This window comes from Methylobacterium sp. E-016 (genome assembly GCF_022829745.1).
Lineage (GTDB): Bacteria > Pseudomonadota > Alphaproteobacteria > Rhizobiales > Beijerinckiaceae > Methylobacterium.
Window position 1 is genome coordinate 51,201 of sequence record NZ_JAKSYF010000203.1, and the last position, 20,006, is coordinate 71,206.

Sequence of the window (20,006 nt, forward strand, 5' to 3'; positions counted from 1 at the left end):
GCCGGGCTTTCAGGCCGAAAACCCCTCGAACACCATCTGGTCGGCATGCATCTCGGCGAGCCGGCGCTGGTCCGGGTTGCGCACCGTCCAGGCCATCACCGGGAGATGGCCGAGCACGCGGGCGAGATGCGTCGCGGCGCAGGGCAGGTCGTCGACCCGCCAGGACACGAAGCCGGGCCGCGTCTCCGCGATGTGCAGCAGGTCCGAGAGCCGGCGCCGTGCCGAATCGGTGAGGCCGGCATAGGCCGGGTCGTCCTGGTTCGTCTCGCCGACGATGCCGCGCGGGATCGTCTCGGGCACCAGCCCGCGCAGCGCCGCGACCACCTGCGGGTCGAAGGATTTCACCGCCACCGGCCCGGCGTATTCGCACAGGATGTCCGCGACCCGGCGGGTCAGGGTGAGGTCGCCGGAATAGGACGACTTGATCTCGACCACGAGCGGCGTCCGCCCGGCGATCTCCGACAGGAAGGCCGGCAGCGTCGGGATGGTCTCCGCCGTGCCCGCGACCGTCAGGCGAGCGAGGTCGGCGCCCCGCATCGCGGCGACGGGGTCGGCGACGCCCGTCAGCCGCCCCAGCGCCGCATCGTGGAACACCATCGCCTCGCCGTCGGCGCTGATCTGCACGTCGCACTCGATGGCGTAGCCGCCGGCGATCGCCGCCCGGGCGGCGGCGACCGTATTCTCGGGGCGGCCCGCCGCGCGGTCGTGCAGGCCGCGATGGGCGATCGGCCGCGCGACGAGCCAGGAGATCCCGGCGGGCCGGCCCATCACCGCACCTCGAACATCGCCTCGACCTCGACGGCGGCGTCCAGCGGCAGCTCGGCGACGCCGACCGTGGAGCGGGCATGGCGGCCGCGGTCGCCCAGCACCGCGACCATCAGGTCGGAGGCGCCGTTCATGATGCCGGCGAGGCCGGCGAAGCTCGGCACGCAGTTGATGAAGCCCCCGAGGCGGACGCATTGCACCACCCCGCGCTCGAGGTCGCCCACCGCCGCCTCGACCTGGGCCAGTACGTTGAGCGCGCAGAGCTTGGCCGCGGCGATGCCGTCCTCCGCCGAGACCTCGGCGCCGAGCTTGCCGACATGCGCCGGCCCGAGCTTGCCGTCCGCCCCGAAGCAGATCTGGCCCGAGATCACCACGAGGTTGCCGGTCCGCACGAACGGCACGTAGTTCGCGACCGGGGCCGCCGCCTTCGGCAGGGCGAGCCCGAGGCTCTCGAGGCGTTCCTTGACCGTGCTCATGAGGCGATTCCTCTGGTTCGTCGTCGGCGATGCGCGGGTTCTGGAGCACGGGCAGCACCTGCCGCGCAAGCGGCCCGTGCGAGGCATGTCGTAGGCAAGCCGGCAAACGACGCCTGTTTTGCAGGCATGTCCGGCACGAAGGCCGGCCCCATCATTGACAGCGCGGCCTCGTTTCATAGTAATCGCGCGCGTGCCGCCCCGGTGACGAGGCGGCACTTTCGTTTTTGCACGCAGGGCACTCGTCCTGCACGCAGCCTTCAACGCTGGGTCGTCGCCCGGCACGCCGACACGGAGACGGGATCGTGACATCCGCCCTTCTGCCGACCTATGCCCGGGCCCCCATCGCCTTCGAGCGTGGCGAGGGCGCATGGCTGGTGGCGCGCGGGGGCGAGCGATACCTCGATTTCGGCGCCGGCATCGCGGTGAACGCGCTGGGCCACGCCCACCCGCACCTCGTCGAGGCCCTGACCACCCAGGCGCAGAAGCTCTGGCACACCTCGAACCTGTTCGAGATTCCCGACGGCGAGCGCTTCGGGCAGCGCCTCGTCGACGCGAGCTTCGCCGACGTCGCCTTCTTCTGCAACTCGGGCGCCGAGGCCAACGAGGCCGCGATCAAGATGGCCCGGAAGTACCATGCCGCGGGCGGCCACCCCGAGCGCTACCGCATCGTCACTTTCGAGGGCGCGTTCCACGGGCGCACGCTGGCGACGCTGGCCGCCGGCGGCCAGCAGAAGTACATCGAGGGCTTCGGCCCGAAGGTCGACGGGTTCGACCAGGTGCCCTTCGGCGACCATGCCGCGCTGCGCGCCGCGATCGGCCCCGAGACGGCGGCCGTGATGATCGAGCCGATCCAGGGGGAGGGCGGCGTCCGGCCGGTGCCGCCGCAATGCCTGCGGGGCCTGCGCGAGCTCTGCGACGAGCACGGCCTGATGCTGATCATGGACGAGGTCCAGACCGGCGTCGGCCGCACCGGGCGGCTGTTCGCCCACGAGTGGTCGGGCATCGCCCCGGACATCATGAGCGCGGCCAAGGGCATCGGCGGCGGCTTCCCGATGGGCGTGTGCCTGGCGACGCACGAGGCCGCCCGCGGCATGGTCGCCGGCAGCCACGGCACCACCTTCGGCGGCAACCCGCTCGCAATGGCGGTCGGCAACGCCGTGCTCGACGTGGTGCTGGCCGACGGTTTCCTCGATCACGTCCGGCAGGTCGCGCGGGTTCTGACGCAGAAGCTCGGGGCCCTTCGCGACCGCTATCCCGACGTCGTCACGGCGATCCGCGGCGACGGCCTGATGCTCGGGCTCAAGCTCGGCGTGCCCAACACCGCGTTCGCGGCCGCCGCGCGGGCGGAGCACCTGCTGGTGATCCCGGCGGGCGACAACGTGGTGCGCCTGCTGCCGCCGCTGATCGTCACCGAGGCCGACGTGACCGAGGCCGTCGCGCGCCTCGAAGCCACCGCCGCCGCGTTCGACGGCGCGATGCGCGGCGCCGCCGAGTGATCCTTCCTCGGCTCCCGAAGGCGGAGCCGCCGACCGAACCCGGACATGATGTGTTGAGATGACTGCCCCAGCGAACGGCCAGAGCAGCGGCCAGACGGCCGGCGCGAGCGCGCCCCGCCACTTCCTCGACCTGTCGGACTTCTCCGGCGCCGACCTGCGCCGGGTGCTCGACGCGGCGGCCGCGATCAAGGCGCGCCGCCGCAAGGGCGAGGTCGCCGTGGAGCGCCCGCTCGCCGGCAAGAACCTCGCGATGGTGTTCGACCGGCCCTCGACCCGCACCCGCGTCTCGTTCGACGTGGCGATGCGCGAGCTCGGCGGCGAGACGCTGATGCTGACCGGCTCCGAGATGCAGCTCGGCCGCGGCGAGACCATCGGCGACACCGCGCAGGTGCTCTCCCGCTTCGTCGACGCGATCATGATCCGCATCCTCGATCACGCGCTGATGCTCGAGCTGGCCGAGAACGCCACGGTGCCGGTGATCAACGCACTGACCAAGCTGTCGCATCCGTGCCAGATCATGGCCGACGTGCTGACCTTCGAGGAGCATCGCGGGCCGATCAAGGGCCGCACGGTGGCGTGGTCGGGCGACGCCAACAACGTGCTGACGAGCTGGGCGCACGCGGCCGCGCGCTTCGACTTCACCCTCAACGTCGCCTGCCCGCCCGAGCTGGCGCCCCCGCCCGCGCTGATGGCCTGGGCGCGCGCCGAGGGCGCCCGCGTCAACGTCACCACCGACGCGTTCGCCGCCGTCGAGGGAGCCGACGCGGTCGTGACCGATTGCTGGGTCTCGATGGGCGACGAGGACGAGAGCCACCGCCACAACCTGCTCAACCCCTACCAAGTGAACGCCGAGCTGATGCGCGCCGCCGCCAAGGACGCGGTGTTCATGCACTGCCTGCCGGCCCATCGCGGCGAGGAGGTCACCGCCGAGGTGATGGACGGCCCGCAATCGGTGGTGTTCGACGAGGCGGAGAACCGCCTCCACGCCCAGAAGGGCATTCTGGCGTGGTGCCTGCGGGCGAACGGGCTCTGAGCGGACGGATCGCCGAGGCCGTTCGGACGCAGGACCCTTGAGGTCCGCGGGCCTTGACCGTATGAACATCGTGTATACGTTCACGGCGTGAGATACCGATCCCGACCCGGTTGTGAGAGGCTGTCGCCGTGAGCATCGATGGGCTGAGCAACGTCCCGGTGCGGCGCGGGACGACGATCAACCTGCGCGTCGAGGCCGAGACGCGGGACCTGATCGATGACGCCGCATCGGTGCTCGGCAAGACGCGGACCGAGTTCATGATCGACACCGCGCGTCATCACGCCATCGACGTGCTGCTCGATCAGCGCCTGTTCGCCCTGGACGACGCGCGGCATGCCGCGTTCGTCGCGGCCCTCGACGCGCCGCCGGTTGCGAGACCGAGGCTGAGCGCGCTCATGGAGAGGAAGCCGGCCTGGGAGCGATGATCGGCCCGCCGGTTCCGCTGGGTCCGGAGCACGGCCTCGATGGGTTCTCGTGCGGCAAGCCGGTGCTCAACGATTGGCTGAAGCGGCAAGCACGCCGCAGCGAGGGCCGGTTCGCCCGGACCTATGTGATCTGTGCGGACGGCGCGGTGGTGGGTTATTACTGCATCTCCGCGGGAACGGTCGCCCGGGCGGATGCTCCGGGACGGATTCGACGCAACGCGCCGGAGCCGATCCCGGTCTCGATTCTGGGTCGGCTGGCCTTGGATCGGCGTTGGGCCGGGCGTGGGCTCGGTGCCGACCTCCTGGCCGATGCACTGCGCCGGATCGCCAATGCCGCCGAGGTGATCGGCATCGGCGCCGTCCTGATCCACGCGCTCGACGACCAGGCGCTGACATTCTACCGCAGCCGGGCGGAATTCCTCGCGTTCCCAGACAACTCGCGCACCCTGTTCCTGCCGATCGGCGCGCTGACAGACAGACGATGACGACCCGAACGCTTCCAAGCCGAACGTTTCCAGGCCAATTGCTTCCAGGATCGAATTGAGCACCATGACCGCCGGACACGACACCACCCCGATCAACGAAGGCAACGGTCACGACGGCGCCGACGACTGCGTGCTGCCGTTCTCCGTCGAGGCGCTCGACGTGCGCGGGCGCGTCGTCCGGCTCGGGCCGTCCGTCGACACGATCCTGCGGCGGCACGGCTACCCGGATGCGGTGGCGCGCCTGCTCGGCGAGGCGGCGGCGCTCACCGTGCTCCTCGGCTCGTCCCTGAAGTTCGAGGGCCGGTTCCAGCTCCAAACCAAGACCGACGGCCCGGTCGGGATGATCGTCGTCGACTTCGAGGCGCCCGACCGCCTGCGCGCCACCGCCCGCTTCGAGGCGGAGGCGATCGCGGCTCTGGGCACCGGTCCGCACAAGGCCGCCGAGTTGATCGGGCAGGGGCACCTGGCCATGACCATCGACCAGGGCTCGGCGGCGAGCCGCTACCAGGGCGTCGTCGCGCTGGAGGGACAGAGCCTGGAGGAGGCGGCGCACCAGTATTTCCGCCAGTCCGAGCAGATCCCGACGCAGGTGCGCCTCGCCGTGGCCGAAGCCTTCGAGGACGGGCAGAGCCGCTGGCGCGCCGGCGGGCTGCTGGTCCAGTTCCTGCCGCAGTCGATCGACCGGGCCCGCCTGGCCGACCTGCCGCCGGGCGACATCCCGGAGGGCCGCGTCCACCTCGACGAGAACGGCACCCAGGAGGACGACGCCTGGGTCGAGGCGCGCGCCCTGGTCGGCACGGTCGAGGACCACGAGCTCGTCGACCCGGCGGTCTCGAGCGAGCGGCTGCTCTACCGGCTGTTCCACGAGCGCGGCGTGCGGGTGTTTGAGGCGCAAGCGGTGCACGAGCAGTGCCGCTGCTCGCGCGAGCGGGTGATGTGCATGATCCGCTCGTTCTCGCCCGAGGAGCGCCGCGAGATGGTGGCCGACGACGGCCGCGTCGTCATCACCTGCGAGTTCTGCTCGCGCCGCTACGACCTCGACCCGGCGGAGGTCGAGGCGGAGGTGGGCGGCACGCCGAAGCAATAGAACGCCGCGCCGACGCGACGACGGCCAAGCTTGATCGAGCGATAGACTGAACTTCAGTTCATAAAAATCAGTTTCGAGGCGTGAAACGGTTTTCGAACCTTCGGCGTTTCGATGCTTCCAAGAACGTCGGAGGAAGCATCATGAAAAGGATCGCCATCGGGCTCGCAGCCCTGCTGCTCAGCACGTCGGTCTACGCCCAGGGCGCGGCCGGAAACGCGGCCGGCGCCGGGCCGGGCCGCGCGAATACAGGTTCGACGGACGCGACCGGCGGACGGCCGGGCAGCGACCGCGCATCGGGCGCGTCGTCCGGCGGCCGGATGTCGGACACGCGGGGCGAGGCCCGGAACACGACCGCGGGGAACGGAACCGGCGGCCGCGAGAGCGGCCTGCAGGCCGGGCGGTCCGATCGCCAGGGCGCCGATCGTGGAGGAGCCGATCGTGGAGGAGCCGATCGTCAGGCCGCCGGCCGCGACGACCGGCGCGGCGCGGATCGGGCCGAGGGCCGCGGCGGCAACCGTGACGGGATGCACGAGAGCCGCGACCGGGCGGAGCGGAGCGGGCGCGAGGCGCGCAGCGAGCGGCGCGAGACCCGCACCGACTTCCGGTCCGAGCGGGTCGGCGGCGGCTTCCGGCGCGAGGGCCGGTTCGTGGTCGTCGGCGGCCAGCGCGTGGTGTACGGCTCGCCGGAGTATCGCCGCCTCGTCACGGTCGAGCGTCGGGGCGGCCCGCGGGTCCGCTACGTCACCATCCGCGGCCACCGCGTGCTGTACGGATCGCCAGAATACCGTCGCCTCGTCACGGTCCGCGAGACCGGTCCGCGCGAGCGCTACGTCACCATCCGCGGGCAGCGGGTGCTGTACGGATCGCCCGAGTACCGTCGCCTCAGCGTGACCACGACCGAGCGTCGCGGCGGCAGCGTCGACGTCGGCTTCCGCGGGCAGGATCGCACGGACGTGCGGACCCGCTCCACCCGGACCGAGACCCGCGACGATCGCGGCTTCCGCAATGCCGACCGGCGCAACGCCGACGAGCGCAACACGGGCGCCGACCGGGGATCCGAGCGCAACGCCGACCTGCGTCGGGGCCAAGATGCGCGCGGCGGCCAGGACAGGGGCGGCATCCGCAACGCTTCGGAGACGATGGGCGGCGGCAAGAGCGAAGACAGGGGTGGCGCCAACGGTGGCGTCAGGAGCGGGCGCGATGCCGGCATGACCGGCGGCTCGCCCGAGCGCGGCGGCGCGGGTGCCGCCACCCGCAACGGCCGCGACGGGGGCGGCGCCGGTCGCAATTGATCGGTCCAGTCGTGCGAACGGGGAGGGGCCGGCGACGGCGCCTCCCCGACCCGCCGCGCCGGTCAGCTCTTGAGCACCGGCTCGGCGATGTCGACGGCATGGCGGCCGGCGAGGTATTCCGGCTGGAACAGGCACATCCGCACGGCATCGCGGTAGCGGCCGTTCATGAAGAACTCGTCCCGCAGGATGCCCTCGGGGCGGAAGCCGCAGCTCTCGTAGATCCGCACGGCGCGGGCGTTGTCCTTGTCCACGTGCAGGTAGAGCTTGTGGATGTTGAGCACGCTGAAGGCGTAGTCCATCGCGATCCGCGTCGCCTGGCGGGCGAAGCCCCGGCCCTGGAAGCCCGGATGGATCGCGATCTGGAACTCGCAGCGCCGGTGCAGGTGGTTGATCTCTACGAGCTCGACGAGGCCGGCCGGATGCCCGTTCAGCGTCGCGATGATGAAGCGCCGCTCGGTCTGGTTGTGGATGTTGCGCTCGTAGAGCTGCGCCAGCTCGGCGAAGGACTCGTAGGCCTCCTCGAACCAGTAGCGCATGATGCTGTCGTTGTTGTTGAGCTGATGCACGAACATCAGGTCCTCGCGCTCCAGCGGGCGGAGCTTGACCCTGTCGGGGACGGTCTCGTTCATGCGGCGCAGGCCTCGATCAAGCGGCGGAGGAACGCCTCGCCCTGGCCGAGCGCGGCCAGCGTGATGAACTCGTCCGGCTGGTGGGCCTGGTCGATCGAGCCCGGCCCGCAGACCACGGTCGGGATGCCCGCCTGCTGGAAGCGCCCGGCCTCGGTGGCGTAGGGCATCGACACGGTGCGGTTGCGGTTGGCCAGCCGCAGCGCCAGCCGCTCGGCCTCGGAGCCGGGCTCCGGCAGCAGGCCGGGGATCGCGATCTCCTCGACGGTCTCGATCCGGCCGAACGCGCCGTAGCGGTTCAGGCGCTCGCGGGTCACCGCCTCGGCCTTGGCCTGGAACAGGCGCGGGATCTCCGCCATGTCGAGGTCGGGCAGGCCGCGGAACTCCCAGTGGAAGGCGCATTCCTTGGGCAGGATGTTGCGGGCGGTGCCGCCGTGGATCGTGCCGACATGCACGGTGGTGCTGGGCGGATCGAACCGGCCCGACGCGTCGCCGCGAGCGATCATCCGGTCGGCGATGGCGTTCAGCCCGGAGACGAGGTCGCAGGCCGCCATCACGGCGTTGGCCCCGAGCATCGGCTTGGCCGAATGCGCCTCGTGGCCGTGCACCGTGGTGTGGAAGGTGACGATGCTCTTGTGCGCATCGGCGACCTCGAGGTCGGTCGGCTCGCCGACGATCACCGCGCCCGGCCGCGGCAGGTCGACGCCGAAGCGGGCGATCGCGTCCATCACGCCGAGGCAGGTGGTCTCCTCGTCGTAGGAGAGCAGGATGTGGATCGGGCGCTTGAGGCCGGCCGCGAGGCAGTCCGGCACCAGCGCCAGGGCGGTGGCGCAGAACCCCTTCATGTCGACCGCGCCGCGGCCGTAGGCCCGGCCGTCGGCGACGCGCAGGGTGAACGGGTCGGCGGTCCAGGCCTGTCCCGCGACCGGGACGACGTCGGTGTGCCCCGACAGCACGACGCCGCCGTCGACCTGCGGGCCGATCGTGGCGAAGAGCGCGGCGCGGTCGCCCGCCGCGTTCGGGATGCGGAGGTGGGGGACGCCCCAGCCGTCGAGATAGGCGGCGACCCAGTCGATCAGGTGGAGGTTCGGCTTCGAGCTCTCGGTGTCGAAGCCGACGAGGTGGGCGAGGATGTCGAGCGGGGTCAGCCGCTCGCCGGGACCGGGCATCGCTTGGTGTCCTGAGCGGGCCGCCGGCCTGCCCGGCTCGAATCAGTGCAGGCTGCGGCGGATATGCGGGCTGTCGAGCGAGAAGGCCGGGATCTCGGCCTCGAAGCTCTCGCCCGCGACCGTGGCCATGGTGTAGCTCCCCGCCATCAGCCCGTCCGGCGTGGTGAGCGGGCAGCCGCTGGTGTAGCAGAACGACTCGCCCGGCTCCAGCACCGGCTGCTTGCCGACGACGCCGGCGCCGCGCACCTCCTGGCACTCGCCGCGCCCGTCGATGATGCGCCAATGGCGGGAGCGGAGCTGCACCTGCTCGGCGCCGTTGTTCACGATCTCAACGGTGTAGGCGAAGAAGTACCGGCTCTCTCCCGGCGAGGATTCCTCCTCGACGAAGCGCGGATTGACGGTCACGCTGATTCCGCGCGTCTCGGCCTTGTACATCGTCCCTAATTGCCCTCTTCAGCGGCGCTCGAGTTCGGTCTAGCTCGGGTCTAGACGGCTCGAAGCCGCTTTTCGATGCGTCATTCAACGTGGTAGTTGCCGGAAGAATTCCCGTCAATTGCGGCGGAGTACGTCGCGGCGGGCGGCATGAACGGGGCCGGCATGGTCGAAGCGTGGGTGTGCCATCTGAGGTCGCTTCGGCGCGGGGGGGACGTTCGGCTCTCGGCGGCGGCGCTCGCCCACGTGGCGGCCTGGGCGACGCTGCTCGCCCTTGCGGGCTTTTCCGCGTGGCGCGATCCGGCCGCCAACCTCCTGCCCGCGGCGGCGCTCGCGGCCGCGCTGATCCTCGACGGGACCGGGCGGATCGCGGCGGCCGTCATCGCCGGCCGGGCGGGACCCGATCCGCGGCTCGCCGGCCTGCCCTCGCTGGTGCTCGGCGTCGGCGGCACGGTCGGCCTCGTCGCCGGCGCGGCCGCGCTGCTCGTGTTTCCGCGCGCGGTCCCGGTGCTGGCGAGCGCGCTCGCCGGCCTGGTCGCGATCGGCGCCCTGGCCCGGCTCGCCCTGATCCGGATCGTCCTCGCCCTGCCCGGCGACGAGCCCGCCGCCCTCCCGGCGGAGGCGCGCGCGACCTCGGTCCGCCCCCCCTTAAGCCGACGTTAGGCGCTTTGCTCGAAAACGGCCGATGGTGACGGCCGGACGGGACGCGCGAGAGACATGAGCACGACGCCGAGCCCTTCGGTCGAGACCGGCCCTTCGGTCGCGGCAGGCACCGCCACGGGGCAGGGCGCCCCGCGCGACGGCATCCTGTCGGGCGAGGGCATCGCCGCCCTGGCGCGGGCGGGCGGCATCCTGCCGGCCTCGGCCTTCGCCGCCGACCAGATCCAGCCGGCGAGCCTCGACCTGCGCCTCGGTGCGCGGGCCTGGCGCGTGCGCACCAGCTTCCTGCCGGGCGCGGCGCGGGCGGTCTCGGCCTGCGTCGAGCGGCTGGCGTTCCACGAGATCGACCTGCGGCCCGGCGCGGTCCTGGAGACCGGCTGCGTCTACATCGCCGAGCTGCAGGAATCCCTGGCGCTGCCCGAGGACCTCGCGGCGGCGGCCAACCCCAAGAGCTCCACCGGGCGGATCGACGTGTTCACCCGCGTCATCACCGACCGGGCGGAAGCGTTCGACCAGGTCGGGGCCGGCTATCGCGGGCCGCTCTACGCCGAGATCTCGCCGCGCACCTTCCCGGTCCTGGTCCGCACCGGCTCGCGCCTGTCGCAGATCCGCTTCCGACGCGGCATCGTGCGGCTGCGCGACGACGAGCTGGTCGCGCTGCACGCGCGCGCGCCGCTGGTGACCGCGGCGGCGCCCTCCTTCCAGGGGGGCGTCGCCGTCTCGGTCGATCTCGCCGGGTTCGACGGGCTGATCGGCTACCGGGCCAAGCGCCATACCGGCCTCGTGGACGTCGACGCGCCCGGGCGCCACGCGGCGGCCGAGTTCTGGGAGCCGCTGCCGGCCGACGGGTCCGGGTCGCTGATCCTCGATCCCGGCCAGTTCTACATCCTGGCCTCGAAGGAATCGGTGCAGGTGCCGCCCGACCACGCCGCCGAGATGGTGCCGTTCGACCCGCTCGTCGGCGAGTTCCGGGTGCATTACGCCGGCTTCTTCGATCCCGGCTTCGGCTATGCCGGCGCCGGCGGCACCGGCGCGCGCGCGGTGCTGGAGGTCCGCTCCCGCGACGTGCCGTTCCTGCTCGAGGACGGCCAGATCGTCGGCCGGCTCGTCTACGAGCGCATGGAGGCGGTGCCGCTGATGCTCTACGGCTCCGGCGCCGGCTCGAACTATCAGGCGCAAGGGCTGAAGCTGTCCAAGCACTTCGCCTGAAGCGCCCGGACTCAGTATCCCAGCGCGCTGCCGTCCTTGCGCGGGTCCGAGCCGGCCGACAGCATGCCGGCTGCGCGGTCGATCCAGATCACCTGCCCGCCGCCGAGGGGGAGGGGAGCGGCGACCGCGTCGTGGCCGCGGTCCCTCAGGCCGCCGACGAGGCCGGAAAGGCCGCCCTCGACCTCGAGCGTGCCGCCGTAGGCGAAGCTGCGCGGCGCATCGAGCGCCTCCTGCGGATCGAGGCCGCGGTCGATCAGGCCGGTCAGCAGCTCGACATGGCCCATCGCCTGGTAGTGCCCGCCCATCACGCCGAAGGGCGCGACCGCGCGGCCGTCCCGCATCAGCATGCCGGGGATGATCGTGTGCATCGGGCGCTTGGACGGGCCGATCGTGTTGGGGTGGCCGGCCTCCGTGCGGAACGACAGGCCGCGGTTGTGCAGCAGCACGCCGCTCGACGGCCCGAGGATGCCCGAGCCGAAGCCCTGGAAGATCGAGTTGATCAGCGAGATCGCGTTGCCGTCCCGGTCGACCACGCAGAGGTAGACCGTGTCCTTGTGCGCGCGGGCCGCGAGCTCGGCGCGGATCTCGGGATAGAGCACCGGCGCCTGCGCGCGGGCCATGTCGATCGCCCCGTGGGCGGCCGCCTGCCAGGCGTCGGAGAGCAGGTGCTCGACCGGGATCGCCTGGAGCTCGGGATCGCCGAACAGGGCGTCGCGGTGGTGGTAGCCCTGCTTGCACGCCTCCGCGAAGAGGTGGACCCGGTCGAGGTCGGAGAGCCCGGCGACGTCGAAGGGCTTCAGCACGTTGAGCATCATCAGCGCCGCCAGACCCTGCCCGGCGGGCGGGCATTCGTAGACGTCGTAGCCGCGGTAGCGGGTGCTGATCGGGGTGACGACGTCCGGCGCGGCGCTCGCGAAATCCTCCAGGGTGTGGAGGCCGCCGCGCTCGCGCAGGCGGCTCACGAGATCCTCGGCCACCGGCCCCTCGTAGAAGCCGCGCGCGCCCTCGCCGGCGATCCGCCGGAAGGTCGCGGCCAGCTTCTCGAGCCGCACCACGGTGCCGACCGCCGGCGCCCGGCCGTCGATCAGGTAGGTCGCCGCCGCGTGCGGATCGCCGGCGACCCGGCCGATGCTGCGCGCCCAGTCCCACCCGACCCGCGGCTGAACGGGAAAGCCGTCCTCGGCCAGCCGGATCGCCGGCTGCAGCAGCTCGCCGAGGGAGCGGGTGCCGTGGTCCTCGACGAGCCTCTGCCACGCCGCCACCGCGCCGGGCACGGTCACCGCATGCGCGGAATCGGGCTCGATCGCGACGCCGTTCTCGCGGTACCACGCGTCGTTGGCGGCCGCCGGGCTGCGGCCGGATCCGTCGATCGCGATCGGCACCGACGCGCCGTTGGGCGCATACAGGGCGAAGCAGTCGCCGCCGATGCCGGTCATCAGCGGGTCGACGACGCATTGCACCGCCACCGCGGCGATCGCCGCGTCGACGGCGTTGCCGCCCGCGCGCAGGGTCTCGATCGCCACCAGCGTCGAGGCCGGGTGCGAGGTCGCGACCGCGGCGTTGGCGGCGTAGACGGGCGAGCGGCCCGGTCCCTCGAAGTTCCTCATGGGCGATCCTCAGCTTCTCGTGGCGACCCAGTGGCCGGGCGCGACCTCGACGAGGTCGCCGCCCTCGGCGATGGGGGAGGCGGGCCGGGCCTGCTCCGCGGCGAGGCGGGCGCGCTCGGCGGCCGGGTCGGGCACCGGCACGGCGCCGAGCAGGCGCCGCGTGTAGGGATGGCGCGGGTCGTCGTAGAGCGCGTCGCTCTCGGCCAGCTCGACGATGCGGCCGCGCCAGAGCACGGCGACCCGGTGGCAGAGATAGCGCACCATGCGCAGGTCGTGAGAGATGAACAGGTAGGACAGCCCGAGCTCGGCCTGCAGGTCCTGCAGCAGGTTGACCACCTGCGCCTGGATCGAGACGTCGAGCGCCGCGATCGGCTCGTCGGCGACGATGAAGCTCGGCTTGAGCGCGATGGCGCGGGCGATGCAGATGCGCTGGCGCTGGCCGCCGGAGAACTGGTGCGGGAACCGCCCGGCGAAGCGCGGCTCCAGCCCGACCCGCTCGAACAGCCCGGCCACCGCCGCGCGGCGCTCGGCCCGGCCCATCTCGGGCCGGTGCAGCTTGAACGCCTCGGAGACGTAGTCGCCGACGCTCATCCGCGGGTTGAGCGCGGCGTAGGGGTCCTGGAACACGGTCTGGATGCGGGCGCGCATGCCGCGCATCGCTCGCGGCGAGAGCTTGGCGAGGTCCGTGCCCTCGAAGGCGACGGTGCCCGCGGTCGGCGGGTTCAGCATCGTCACGGCACGGCCGATGGTCGACTTGCCCGAGCCGGATTCGCCGACGAGCCCCAGCGTCTCGCCGGCGCGGATGTCGAAGCTGACGTCCTCGACCGCCCGGAACACCGAGGCCTTGCCGCCCCACCACGAGCGCAGGGGATAGTGCTTCGAGAGGTTGCGCACCGAGACGATCGGATAGTCCGGGGCCCGCATCACTGTGCCTCCTCCGCTTCGCGCGCCAGGATCGCCGGAAGGTCGTACCAGGCCGCGACGAGGTGGCCGGGCGCGGCGCCGGCGGCCTGGACGAGCGGCGGCGCCTCGGTGCGGCAGCGGGGGGTGGCGTAGGCGTTGCGCGGCGCGAACGGGTCGCCGGGCGGGGGCGCGCGCATGTCGGGCGGCGCGCCCTCGATCTGGCGCAGGCGCCCGCGCCCGGCCCGGCCGCGGGTGAGGTCGGGGAGCGAGCGCAGCAGGCCGAGGGTGTAGGCGCTGCGCGGGTCGGCGAAGATGTCGTCCACCGGCCCGCGCTCGAGGATGCGGCCGGCATACATCACCTGCACCGTGTCGCTGATGCCGGCGACCACCCCGAGGTCGTGGGTGATCCAGATGATCGCCATGCCGATCTCGCGCTTCAGCTCCTGCACCAGGGCGACGATCTCGGCCTGCACCGTGACGTCGAGCGCCGTCGTCGCCTCGTCCGCGATGAGGAGCTTCGGGCGGCAGGCGATCCCGATGGCGATCATCACGCGCTGGCGCTGGCCGCCGGAGAACTCGTGCGGGTACTGGTCGAGGCGGCCGGCCGCGTTCGGGATGCGGACGAGGTCGAGCAGCTCCCGCGCACGCCGGCGCGCCGCGCGGGCGTCGAGGCCGAGATGGATGCGCAGCGGCTCGACGATCTGCGCCGCCACGGTCATGCCGGGGTTGAGCGAGCTCATCGGGTCCTGGAACACGAACCCGATCTTGCCGCCGCGGACTTTTCGGAGCGCCTTCTCGGGCAGGGTGAGCAGGTCGCGGCCCCGGAACAGCACCTGACCGCCGGTGATCCGGCCGGGCGGCCGCGGGATCAGGCCGAGCATGGCCAGCACGTGCACGCTCTTGCCGGAGCCCGATTCGCCGACGATGCCCAGCGTCTCGCCCTCACGGAGCGCGTACGAGACGCCGTTGACGGCGTGGACCGCGCCGCCGTCGGTGTCGAAGGCGACGGCGAGGTCGCGGACCTCGAGCAGGGGCGTTTCGAGACGCGGCATGTCGCTCATGTGCGGCCCCGCGGATCCAGCGCGTCTCGCAGCCCGTCGCCGAGCAGGTTGAAGCCGAGCACGGCGAGGAAGATCGACAGGCCGGGCCAGATCGCCATCCACGGCGCCTGGTCGAGGAAGTTCTTGGCGACGTTGAGCATCGCGCCCCAGCTCGGCTCGGGGGGCTGCTGGCCGAGCCCGAGGAAGGACAGGCTCGCCTCGGCGATGATCGCCGCGGCGATGGTCAGCGTCGCCTGGACCAGGATCGCCGGCACGATGTTGGGCAGGATGTGCACCAGCGCGATCCGCCAGGGCGGGTTGCCGACCGAGCGCGCCGCCTCGACGAACTCCTCCGCCGCCACCGCCTGGACCTGCGCGCGGGTGAGCCGGACGAAGGTCGAGGTCGCCGAGAGGCCGATCGCCACCATCGCGTTGGTCAGGCTCGGGCCGAGGAAGGCCGCGAGCGCGATCGCCAGGATCAGGAACGGGATCGCCAGGAGCGCATCGGTGAGCCGCATGATCGCGCCGTCGACCCAGCCGCCGGCATAGCCGGCGACGAGCCCGAGCGGCAGGCCGAGCGAGACCGCGAGCGCCACCGAGACGAGGCCGGCGCCGAGCGAGGCCCGCGCCCCGTAGACGATGCGGGCCAGCACGTCGCGCCCGACCTCGTCGCCGCCGAACGGGTGGGCCAGCGACGGCGCGGCGCGCACCGCGCCCCAATCGGTCGCCGTCGGGTCGTAGGGCGCGATCCATCCGGCGAACGCCGCCATCAGCACCAGCCCGACGACGATGGCGAGCCCGACGACCGCGCTCCGCCGCGCCCGCAGCCGGCGCCAGAAGGCGCCGAGCATGCCGGGCTCGCGCGGGAGGGGCACCGCTCGTCCCCCCGCCACGGAGGGGGACGGCAACAGCGCGGCGGCGTCGCGATCCATCCCGCTCATGCCCGCCTCAGCTTCGGGTTGACCACGGCCGCCAGCACATCCGCCGCGAGGTTGAGGCCGACATAGGTGGCGGCGGTGCAGATCACGACGCCCTGCACGGTGGCGAAGTCGCGGTTGAACACCGCGTCGACCATCAGCTTGCCGAAGCCCGGCACCGAGAAGATCTGCTCGGTGAGCACCGCGCCGGACAGGAGCTGCCCGAACTCGAGGGCGCCCAGCGTGATGATCGGGATCGCGGCGTTGGGCAGCGCGTGGCGCAGCACCAGGCGCAGCGGCGAGACGCCCTTGGCGCGGGCCGTGCGGACGTAGTCGGAGCCGAGCACGCCGAGCATCGCCGCCCGGGTGTGGCGCATCATCACCGCGCTGATCGCGTTGCCGAGCACGAAGGCCGGCATCGCCATCGCCTTGAGGTTCTCCCATAGGCTCTCCGAGGGCGGGACGTAGCCGGAGGCCGGTAGCCATCCGAGCTGCACCGAGAACAGCAGGATCATCAGGATGCCGAGCCAGAAGTTCGGGATCGACAGGCCCCAGAGCGCGACGCCGTTGGCCAAGGTGTCGGCCCAGGTGCCGCGGCGGGCGGCCGAGACGATGCCCATCGGCACGCCGATGGCCAGGGCCACCAGCATGGCGAGGCAGGCGAGCTCGAGCGTCACCGGCAGCTTCTCGAGGACGAGTTCCGAGACCGGCTTCTGCAGGCGGATCGACTCGCCGAGGTCGCCGGTCAGGACGCCCGCCGCCCAGTAGCCGTAGCGGACGGGGAGCGCCCGATCGAGGTGATACTTCTCGCGGATGAACGCGATCACCTCCGGGTCGCGCTCCTCGCCGGAGAGCGCGGTCGCGGTGTCGCCCGGCAGCAATTGCTGCAGGGCGAAGATGATCATCGAGGCGAGGACGAGCGTCGGGACCGCGAGCGCCAGGCGGCGGGCGAGGAAGCGCAGCATCAGTTCAGCTTGAGCCCGGTGAAGCGCGCCAGCCCGTCCGGGTAGGCGACGAAGCCCGAGAGCTTCTTGGTGTAGGCCCAGAGCAGCTTGCGGTGCAGCAGGTAGAGGCCCGGGCGGTCGTTCAGGACCCGGTCGGCAAGCTGCTTCCAGGCGGCCTGCCGCTTCTGTGGGTCGACGGTGCCGCGCTCGGCCTGGAGCGCCGCGTCGGCCTCGGCGTTGCAGTAGCGGCTGTAGTTCAGCGGCGTCTTGCAGCCGAGGAAGCTGAAGGTGTTGCCGTCGGGGTCCGGTCGCCCGGACCAGGAATACAGGTAGGCCTCGAAGTTGCCCTTGTCGGCCATGTCGAGCAGCGTGGTGAAGTCGGCGGCCTGGATCCGGATGTCGAAGCCGGCCTCCCTGGCCATCGCCTGGATCACCTGCCCGACCTGCGGCGCCTCGCTGTTGGCGTAGACCGAGAGCGTGATCTGGGGTTTCGGCTGCCCGGCCTCGGCGAGCAGGGCCTTCGCCTTGGCGACGTCGCGCTTGGGCACCGGGTATTCGGTCACGTAGCTCGGGTGCTTGGGCGAGACCCACTGGTTGCCGGGCAGGAACTCGCCGTTGAACACCACTTGGTTGAGGGCGTTGCGGTCGATCGACAGGTCGAGCGCCTGGCGCACCTTCGGGTCGGCAAGCGGCGAGCCGGCCTTGGCGGGGTTCAGCAGGATCTCCTGGAAGCCGAGCTCGTAGACCGATCCGAGCGCGAGCTTGGCGTCGCGGCTGACCTGGGGGACGTCGGTCGGCGCCAGGCGCTCCAGCAGGTCGAGCTGGCCGGCGCGTAGGTTGGTCAGCCGCACGGTGGCATCGGGGATCGGGCGGAACTCGATCCGCTGGATCTGGATCTGGTCCTTGTTCCAGTAATCGGGAAAGCGCTCGACCACGATCCGGTCCTGCGGCACCCGCTCGACGAACCTGAAGGGGCCCGCGCAGACCGGCGCCGTCGAGAACTTGTCGCCGAGCCGCTCGGCGGCCTTGGGCGAGACCATCATCCCGGCCCGATCCGTGAACTGGGCGATCAGCGGCGCGAACGGCGTCTTCAGGTTGATCTTGAAGGTCAGGTCGTCGACCACCTCGACGGTGTCGATCGGCGCGATCTCGCCGCGGCGCTGCGAGCCCGGCATCTTGAGGTGCCGCTCGATCGAGAACTTGGCCGCCGCCGCGTTCAGCGGCTCGCCGTCATGGAACCTCACCCCCGGCCGCAGGTGCATGGTCAGGGTCTTCTCGTCGGGCGAAAGCTCCCATTGCGTGGCGAGCTGCGGCACCGGCTTCAGGTCGAGCCCGATGTCGACGAGCTTGTCGCAGAGCGCGGCGAAGACCATGCGGCTGGCGAACGTCCGCGCCAGCGTCGGATCGAGGGCGTCGGGGTCTTCCATCATGCCGTAGCGCAGGGTCTGCGCCGAGAGGACCGTGGACGAGAGCGGCAGGGAGACGAGCAGGCCCGCGATCAGGCAGGCGGCCGACAGACGCGACATCAGGACTTCCCGGGACGGACCAGAGTTTCGAGGCGGATCAGCGGAGCGTGGGCCGATGCACGGGATCAGGCAACCCCAAGCTGGCATTTCGCATTCCAGGCACCATCCGTGCCACCGACGGTTGCCGGTCGTTTCCGGGCGGCCGATCGGAGGCCGTATCGATCTCGATCCGCACGGCCTCGTCCTCGTCGACCAGACGGCGGCCGCCACCGACAGGCTCCGAGGCTCCGGTCGACGCCTCCGCGTGGTGCGCTGCCGCATCTGCGTGCCGCACGGGCACGACGAGACCGCCACCGCCGCCCTCCCAAAGACCCTGAAAGCCCTTCGACCCAGAATGGCCGGAAACGACCTTGGGAGGTCTCTGGATCGGTGCACGCGGTTTGCCGGATCGCAGGATCGCAGCGCTTCGATCGACCCGTTTCCTCGTCCGTTCCCTTCGGGCTAGATCGAAAGGCGTACGCGGCCTCTCCTGAAAATCTGTCATCTCGTCGAGGATTCAGCCTACCGTCAGGCTGGAAGATCGACGTGAACCATTGCAAAGCTTGATCTGCTTTATTTCATGGTCACGCAATATAGAGCGATCATATTTCTTTCTAGATTGTCTTTCGTCTGCTCGAAGATGCGGACTCGGAGGTACCGATGTCGGTGACAGTCATAGTGCCAACCCATAACCGCGCCAAGTACATAGAGGCGTGCATCGGAAGCGTGTTGGCGCAATCCCACGAGGACTTCGAGCTGATCGTCATCGATGACGCGTCGACCGATGGGACCCATGAGATCCTCGCGGCTCTCGCCAAGAAGGATGCGAGGATCCATTTGTTGCGTCACCCGACGAACAGGGGCGGTCCTGCCGCCAGGAACTTGGGGCTGTCGCTTGCGAAATACCATCTGATTGCCTGCATGGACGACGACGACATCATGCTTCCGGACAGGCTGAAATCGCAAATCCGATTCATGGAAGAAAACCCGGACGTCAGCGTTCTGAGCTCGGCAGCATACATGATCGATGTCGACAACAAGATCATCGGAAAGAGCGTCCCGACCATTGATATGGAACGTGGGCTTGCAAGAAAAGACCCGGGCCTCATCGTCAATATCATCCATCCGACCGCGATGTATCGGCGCGATGTCGTTCTCGGCTTGGGCGGCTATCGGAACCATCTTCTCGATGATCGAGACTTGTGGGGGCGAATGGCGACCGCGGGCTTCAAGATCGCCGTGTCGCCCGAGCCTGTCTTGATGCATCGCCGGCATAGCAGCATCATGACGACGCGGATCAACGAGATCTTCGAAAACGGAGATTTCATCGATTTCAACATGATCAGGCGCCTGAACGGCAACACGGAAATAAGCTTGGAGCAATATAGGGAAATGCTTCGCTCGCAATCGATCTGGAAAAAATGCCGCAATTGGAGATTGAAGAGATCCGCTGTCGCTTACAGAATAGCGACCCTGCACTACAGCAGCGGAAATTGGCTTCCGTTCATGAAAAACCTGGCCGTAGCGCTTTCGCTCAACCCGTCAAAGTACGTCGTGCGAACGATCACGAAAAAGGGAAAATACCTGCTCAGAAAATCGACCCCCAAGCATATTCTACCGGCTTGAGATAATCTTTGTCATAAGAATCTACGACGCCGGATCATGATGCATCGTTGTTCTTTGCGCATCGCGCGGCGTCATTTCAGACTCATATCTCAGTGCAAGCTACCGAAGATGAAATCGGTGCTGCCGACGCGCTATTTCACCTGAAGCGTCGGAGCAGCTGACGGAGGCCGACATGCGCATCCTGGTGACCGGCGGCTGCGGCTTCATCGGCTCCGCCCTCGTGCTCCACCTGGTGCGCGACCTCGGCCACGACGTGCTGACGCTGGACGCGCTGACCTACGCGGCCAACCCGGTGTCGCTGGCGCCCCT

21 protein-coding genes are annotated in these 20,006 nt (G+C 70.6%); 10 read left to right on the forward strand and 11 right to left on the reverse strand.

Going from position 1 to position 20,006, the window contains the following annotated elements; all coding sequences use genetic code 11:
• Positions 1-9: 9 nt before the first annotated feature.
• A complete protein-coding gene (locus tag MKK68_RS28785; protein ID WP_147727003.1) occupies positions 10-768 on the reverse strand; it encodes a glycerophosphodiester phosphodiesterase family protein in 759 nt (252 codons plus the stop codon).
• Positions 768-1,241 (reverse strand): RidA family protein, encoded by a 474-nt coding sequence (locus MKK68_RS28790; protein ID WP_147858746.1) that lies wholly within the window; start codon positions 1,239-1,241, stop codon positions 768-770. Before MKK68_RS28790 ends, MKK68_RS28785 begins: the two co-directional genes overlap by 1 nt.
• A gap of 302 nt (positions 1,242-1,543) precedes the next feature.
• Between MKK68_RS28790 and MKK68_RS28795 the strand changes: the two genes are divergently transcribed.
• The 6 genes from MKK68_RS28795 (at position 1,544) to MKK68_RS28820 (ending at position 7,059) form a co-directional block, all read left to right on the forward strand.
• On the forward strand, positions 1,544-2,737 hold the full coding sequence (locus MKK68_RS28795; protein ID WP_244033657.1) for an aspartate aminotransferase family protein: 1,194 nt from the start codon (positions 1,544-1,546) through the stop codon (positions 2,735-2,737).
• A gap of 58 nt (positions 2,738-2,795) precedes the next feature.
• Complete coding sequence (argF, locus tag MKK68_RS28800; RefSeq protein ID WP_147727006.1) at positions 2,796-3,770, forward strand: ornithine carbamoyltransferase; 975 nt, start codon at positions 2,796-2,798, stop codon at positions 3,768-3,770.
• 128 nt (positions 3,771-3,898) lie between these two features.
• Positions 3,899-4,195 (forward strand): DUF1778 domain-containing protein, encoded by a 297-nt coding sequence (locus MKK68_RS28805; RefSeq protein WP_243935052.1) that lies wholly within the window; start codon positions 3,899-3,901, stop codon positions 4,193-4,195.
• A complete protein-coding gene (locus MKK68_RS28810; protein WP_244033658.1) occupies positions 4,192-4,680 on the forward strand; it encodes a GNAT family N-acetyltransferase in 489 nt (162 codons plus the stop codon). Before MKK68_RS28805 ends, MKK68_RS28810 begins: the two co-directional genes overlap by 4 nt.
• A gap of 64 nt (positions 4,681-4,744) precedes the next feature.
• Entirely contained in the window at positions 4,745-5,767 is a 1,023-nt protein-coding gene (locus MKK68_RS28815; protein ID WP_244033659.1) for an Hsp33 family molecular chaperone, read from the forward strand.
• A gap of 140 nt (positions 5,768-5,907) precedes the next feature.
• Entirely contained in the window at positions 5,908-7,059 is a 1,152-nt protein-coding gene (locus tag MKK68_RS28820) for a hypothetical protein (protein WP_244033660.1), read from the forward strand.
• A 62-nt stretch (positions 7,060-7,121) separates the two neighbouring features.
• Here MKK68_RS28820 and speG read toward each other — a convergent pair whose 3' ends face one another.
• Genes speG through apaG form a run of 3 tightly spaced genes read right to left on the reverse strand, consistent with a single transcriptional unit; the run spans position 7,122 to position 9,289 of the window.
• Entirely contained in the window at positions 7,122-7,688 is a 567-nt protein-coding gene (gene speG, locus MKK68_RS28825) for a spermidine N1-acetyltransferase (protein WP_147844564.1), read from the reverse strand.
• Positions 7,685-8,854, reverse strand: a complete 1,170-nt coding sequence (gene argE, locus MKK68_RS28830) for an acetylornithine deacetylase (protein ID WP_244033661.1) — start codon at positions 8,852-8,854, stop codon at positions 7,685-7,687. The genes speG and argE overlap by 4 nt, the downstream gene beginning before the upstream one ends.
• Positions 8,855-8,896: 42 nt before the next feature.
• Complete coding sequence (gene apaG / locus MKK68_RS28835; RefSeq protein WP_147729503.1) at positions 8,897-9,289, reverse strand: Co2+/Mg2+ efflux protein ApaG; 393 nt, start codon at positions 9,287-9,289, stop codon at positions 8,897-8,899.
• Between the two features lie 147 nt (positions 9,290-9,436).
• Here apaG and MKK68_RS28840 point away from each other — a divergent pair, with 147 nt between their 5' ends.
• Positions 9,437-9,949, forward strand: coding sequence for a hypothetical protein (locus MKK68_RS28840; protein WP_244033662.1), 513 nt, complete (start codon positions 9,437-9,439; stop codon positions 9,947-9,949).
• A 54-nt stretch (positions 9,950-10,003) separates the two neighbouring features.
• Positions 10,004-11,155 (forward strand): 2'-deoxycytidine 5'-triphosphate deaminase, encoded by a 1,152-nt coding sequence (locus MKK68_RS28845; protein ID WP_244033663.1) that lies wholly within the window; start codon positions 10,004-10,006, stop codon positions 11,153-11,155.
• 11 nt (positions 11,156-11,166) lie between these two features.
• On the opposite strand, the gene MKK68_RS28850 is transcribed toward MKK68_RS28845, so the two are convergent.
• The 6 genes from MKK68_RS28850 to MKK68_RS28875 all read right to left on the reverse strand — a co-directional run bounded on the left by MKK68_RS28850 (position 11,167) and on the right by MKK68_RS28875 (position 18,092).
• The gene (locus MKK68_RS28850) at positions 11,167-12,762 is read right to left on the reverse strand and encodes a gamma-glutamyltransferase family protein (protein ID WP_244033664.1); all 1,596 of its coding nucleotides are present in this window, start codon (positions 12,760-12,762) and stop codon (positions 11,167-11,169) included.
• 9 nt (positions 12,763-12,771) lie between these two features.
• Positions 12,772-13,686 (reverse strand): ABC transporter ATP-binding protein, encoded by a 915-nt coding sequence (locus MKK68_RS28855; protein ID WP_243935039.1) that lies wholly within the window; start codon positions 13,684-13,686, stop codon positions 12,772-12,774.
• Positions 13,686-14,717 carry an ABC transporter ATP-binding protein gene (locus MKK68_RS28860; protein WP_244033665.1) on the reverse strand — a complete coding sequence of 344 codons (1,032 nt, stop codon included), beginning with the start codon at positions 14,715-14,717 and terminating at the stop codon, positions 13,686-13,688. Before MKK68_RS28860 ends, MKK68_RS28855 begins: the two co-directional genes overlap by 1 nt.
• Before the next feature lie 5 nt (positions 14,718-14,722).
• Entirely contained in the window at positions 14,723-15,556 is an 834-nt protein-coding gene (locus MKK68_RS28865) for an ABC transporter permease (protein ID WP_243936178.1), read from the reverse strand.
• An 86-nt stretch (positions 15,557-15,642) separates the two neighbouring features.
• Positions 15,643-16,587, reverse strand: coding sequence for an ABC transporter permease (locus MKK68_RS28870; protein ID WP_147728789.1), 945 nt, complete (start codon positions 16,585-16,587; stop codon positions 15,643-15,645).
• Complete coding sequence (locus tag MKK68_RS28875) at positions 16,587-18,092, reverse strand: ABC transporter substrate-binding protein (protein ID WP_244033666.1); 1,506 nt, start codon at positions 18,090-18,092, stop codon at positions 16,587-16,589. The genes MKK68_RS28870 and MKK68_RS28875 overlap by 1 nt, the downstream gene beginning before the upstream one ends.
• Before the next feature lie 639 nt (positions 18,093-18,731).
• Between MKK68_RS28875 and MKK68_RS28880 the strand changes: the two genes are divergently transcribed.
• Positions 18,732-19,697, forward strand: coding sequence for a glycosyltransferase family 2 protein (locus tag MKK68_RS28880; RefSeq protein WP_244033667.1), 966 nt, complete (start codon positions 18,732-18,734; stop codon positions 19,695-19,697).
• Between the two features lie 172 nt (positions 19,698-19,869).
• The coding region (locus tag MKK68_RS28885) for an NAD-dependent epimerase/dehydratase family protein (protein ID WP_244028969.1) at positions 19,870-20,006 on the forward strand (137 nt) is incomplete at its 3' end.

Coding starts and splice junctions, on each gene's coding strand:
- MKK68_RS28785 (WP_147727003.1), bottom strand. CDS start 768: ATGGGCCGGCCCGCCGGGATCTCCTGGCTCGTCGCGCGGCCGATCGCC.
- MKK68_RS28790 (WP_147858746.1), bottom strand. CDS start 1,241: ATGAGCACGGTCAAGGAACGCCTCGAGAGCCTCGGGCTCGCCCTGCCG.
- argF (WP_147727006.1), top strand. CDS start 2,796: ATGACTGCCCCAGCGAACGGCCAGAGCAGCGGCCAGACGGCCGGCGCG.
- MKK68_RS28810 (WP_244033658.1), top strand. CDS start 4,192: ATGATCGGCCCGCCGGTTCCGCTGGGTCCGGAGCACGGCCTCGATGGG.
- MKK68_RS28815 (WP_244033659.1), top strand. CDS start 4,745: ATGACCGCCGGACACGACACCACCCCGATCAACGAAGGCAACGGTCAC.
- MKK68_RS28820 (WP_244033660.1), top strand. CDS start 5,908: ATGAAAAGGATCGCCATCGGGCTCGCAGCCCTGCTGCTCAGCACGTCG.
- speG (WP_147844564.1), bottom strand. CDS start 7,688: ATGAACGAGACCGTCCCCGACAGGGTCAAGCTCCGCCCGCTGGAGCGC.
- argE (WP_244033661.1), bottom strand. CDS start 8,854: ATGCCCGGTCCCGGCGAGCGGCTGACCCCGCTCGACATCCTCGCCCAC.
- apaG (WP_147729503.1), bottom strand. CDS start 9,289: ATGTACAAGGCCGAGACGCGCGGAATCAGCGTGACCGTCAATCCGCGC.
- MKK68_RS28840 (WP_244033662.1), top strand. CDS start 9,437: ATGAACGGGGCCGGCATGGTCGAAGCGTGGGTGTGCCATCTGAGGTCG.
- MKK68_RS28845 (WP_244033663.1), top strand. CDS start 10,004: ATGAGCACGACGCCGAGCCCTTCGGTCGAGACCGGCCCTTCGGTCGCG.
- MKK68_RS28850 (WP_244033664.1), bottom strand. CDS start 12,762: ATGAGGAACTTCGAGGGACCGGGCCGCTCGCCCGTCTACGCCGCCAAC.
- MKK68_RS28855 (WP_243935039.1), bottom strand. CDS start 13,686: ATGCGGGCCCCGGACTATCCGATCGTCTCGGTGCGCAACCTCTCGAAG.
- MKK68_RS28860 (WP_244033665.1), bottom strand. CDS start 14,717: ATGCCGCGTCTCGAAACGCCCCTGCTCGAGGTCCGCGACCTCGCCGTC.
- MKK68_RS28865 (WP_243936178.1), bottom strand. CDS start 15,556: ATGCTCGGCGCCTTCTGGCGCCGGCTGCGGGCGCGGCGGAGCGCGGTC.
- MKK68_RS28870 (WP_147728789.1), bottom strand. CDS start 16,587: ATGCTGCGCTTCCTCGCCCGCCGCCTGGCGCTCGCGGTCCCGACGCTC.
- MKK68_RS28875 (WP_244033666.1), bottom strand. CDS start 18,092: ATGTCGCGTCTGTCGGCCGCCTGCCTGATCGCGGGCCTGCTCGTCTCC.
- MKK68_RS28880 (WP_244033667.1), top strand. CDS start 18,732: ATGTCGGTGACAGTCATAGTGCCAACCCATAACCGCGCCAAGTACATA.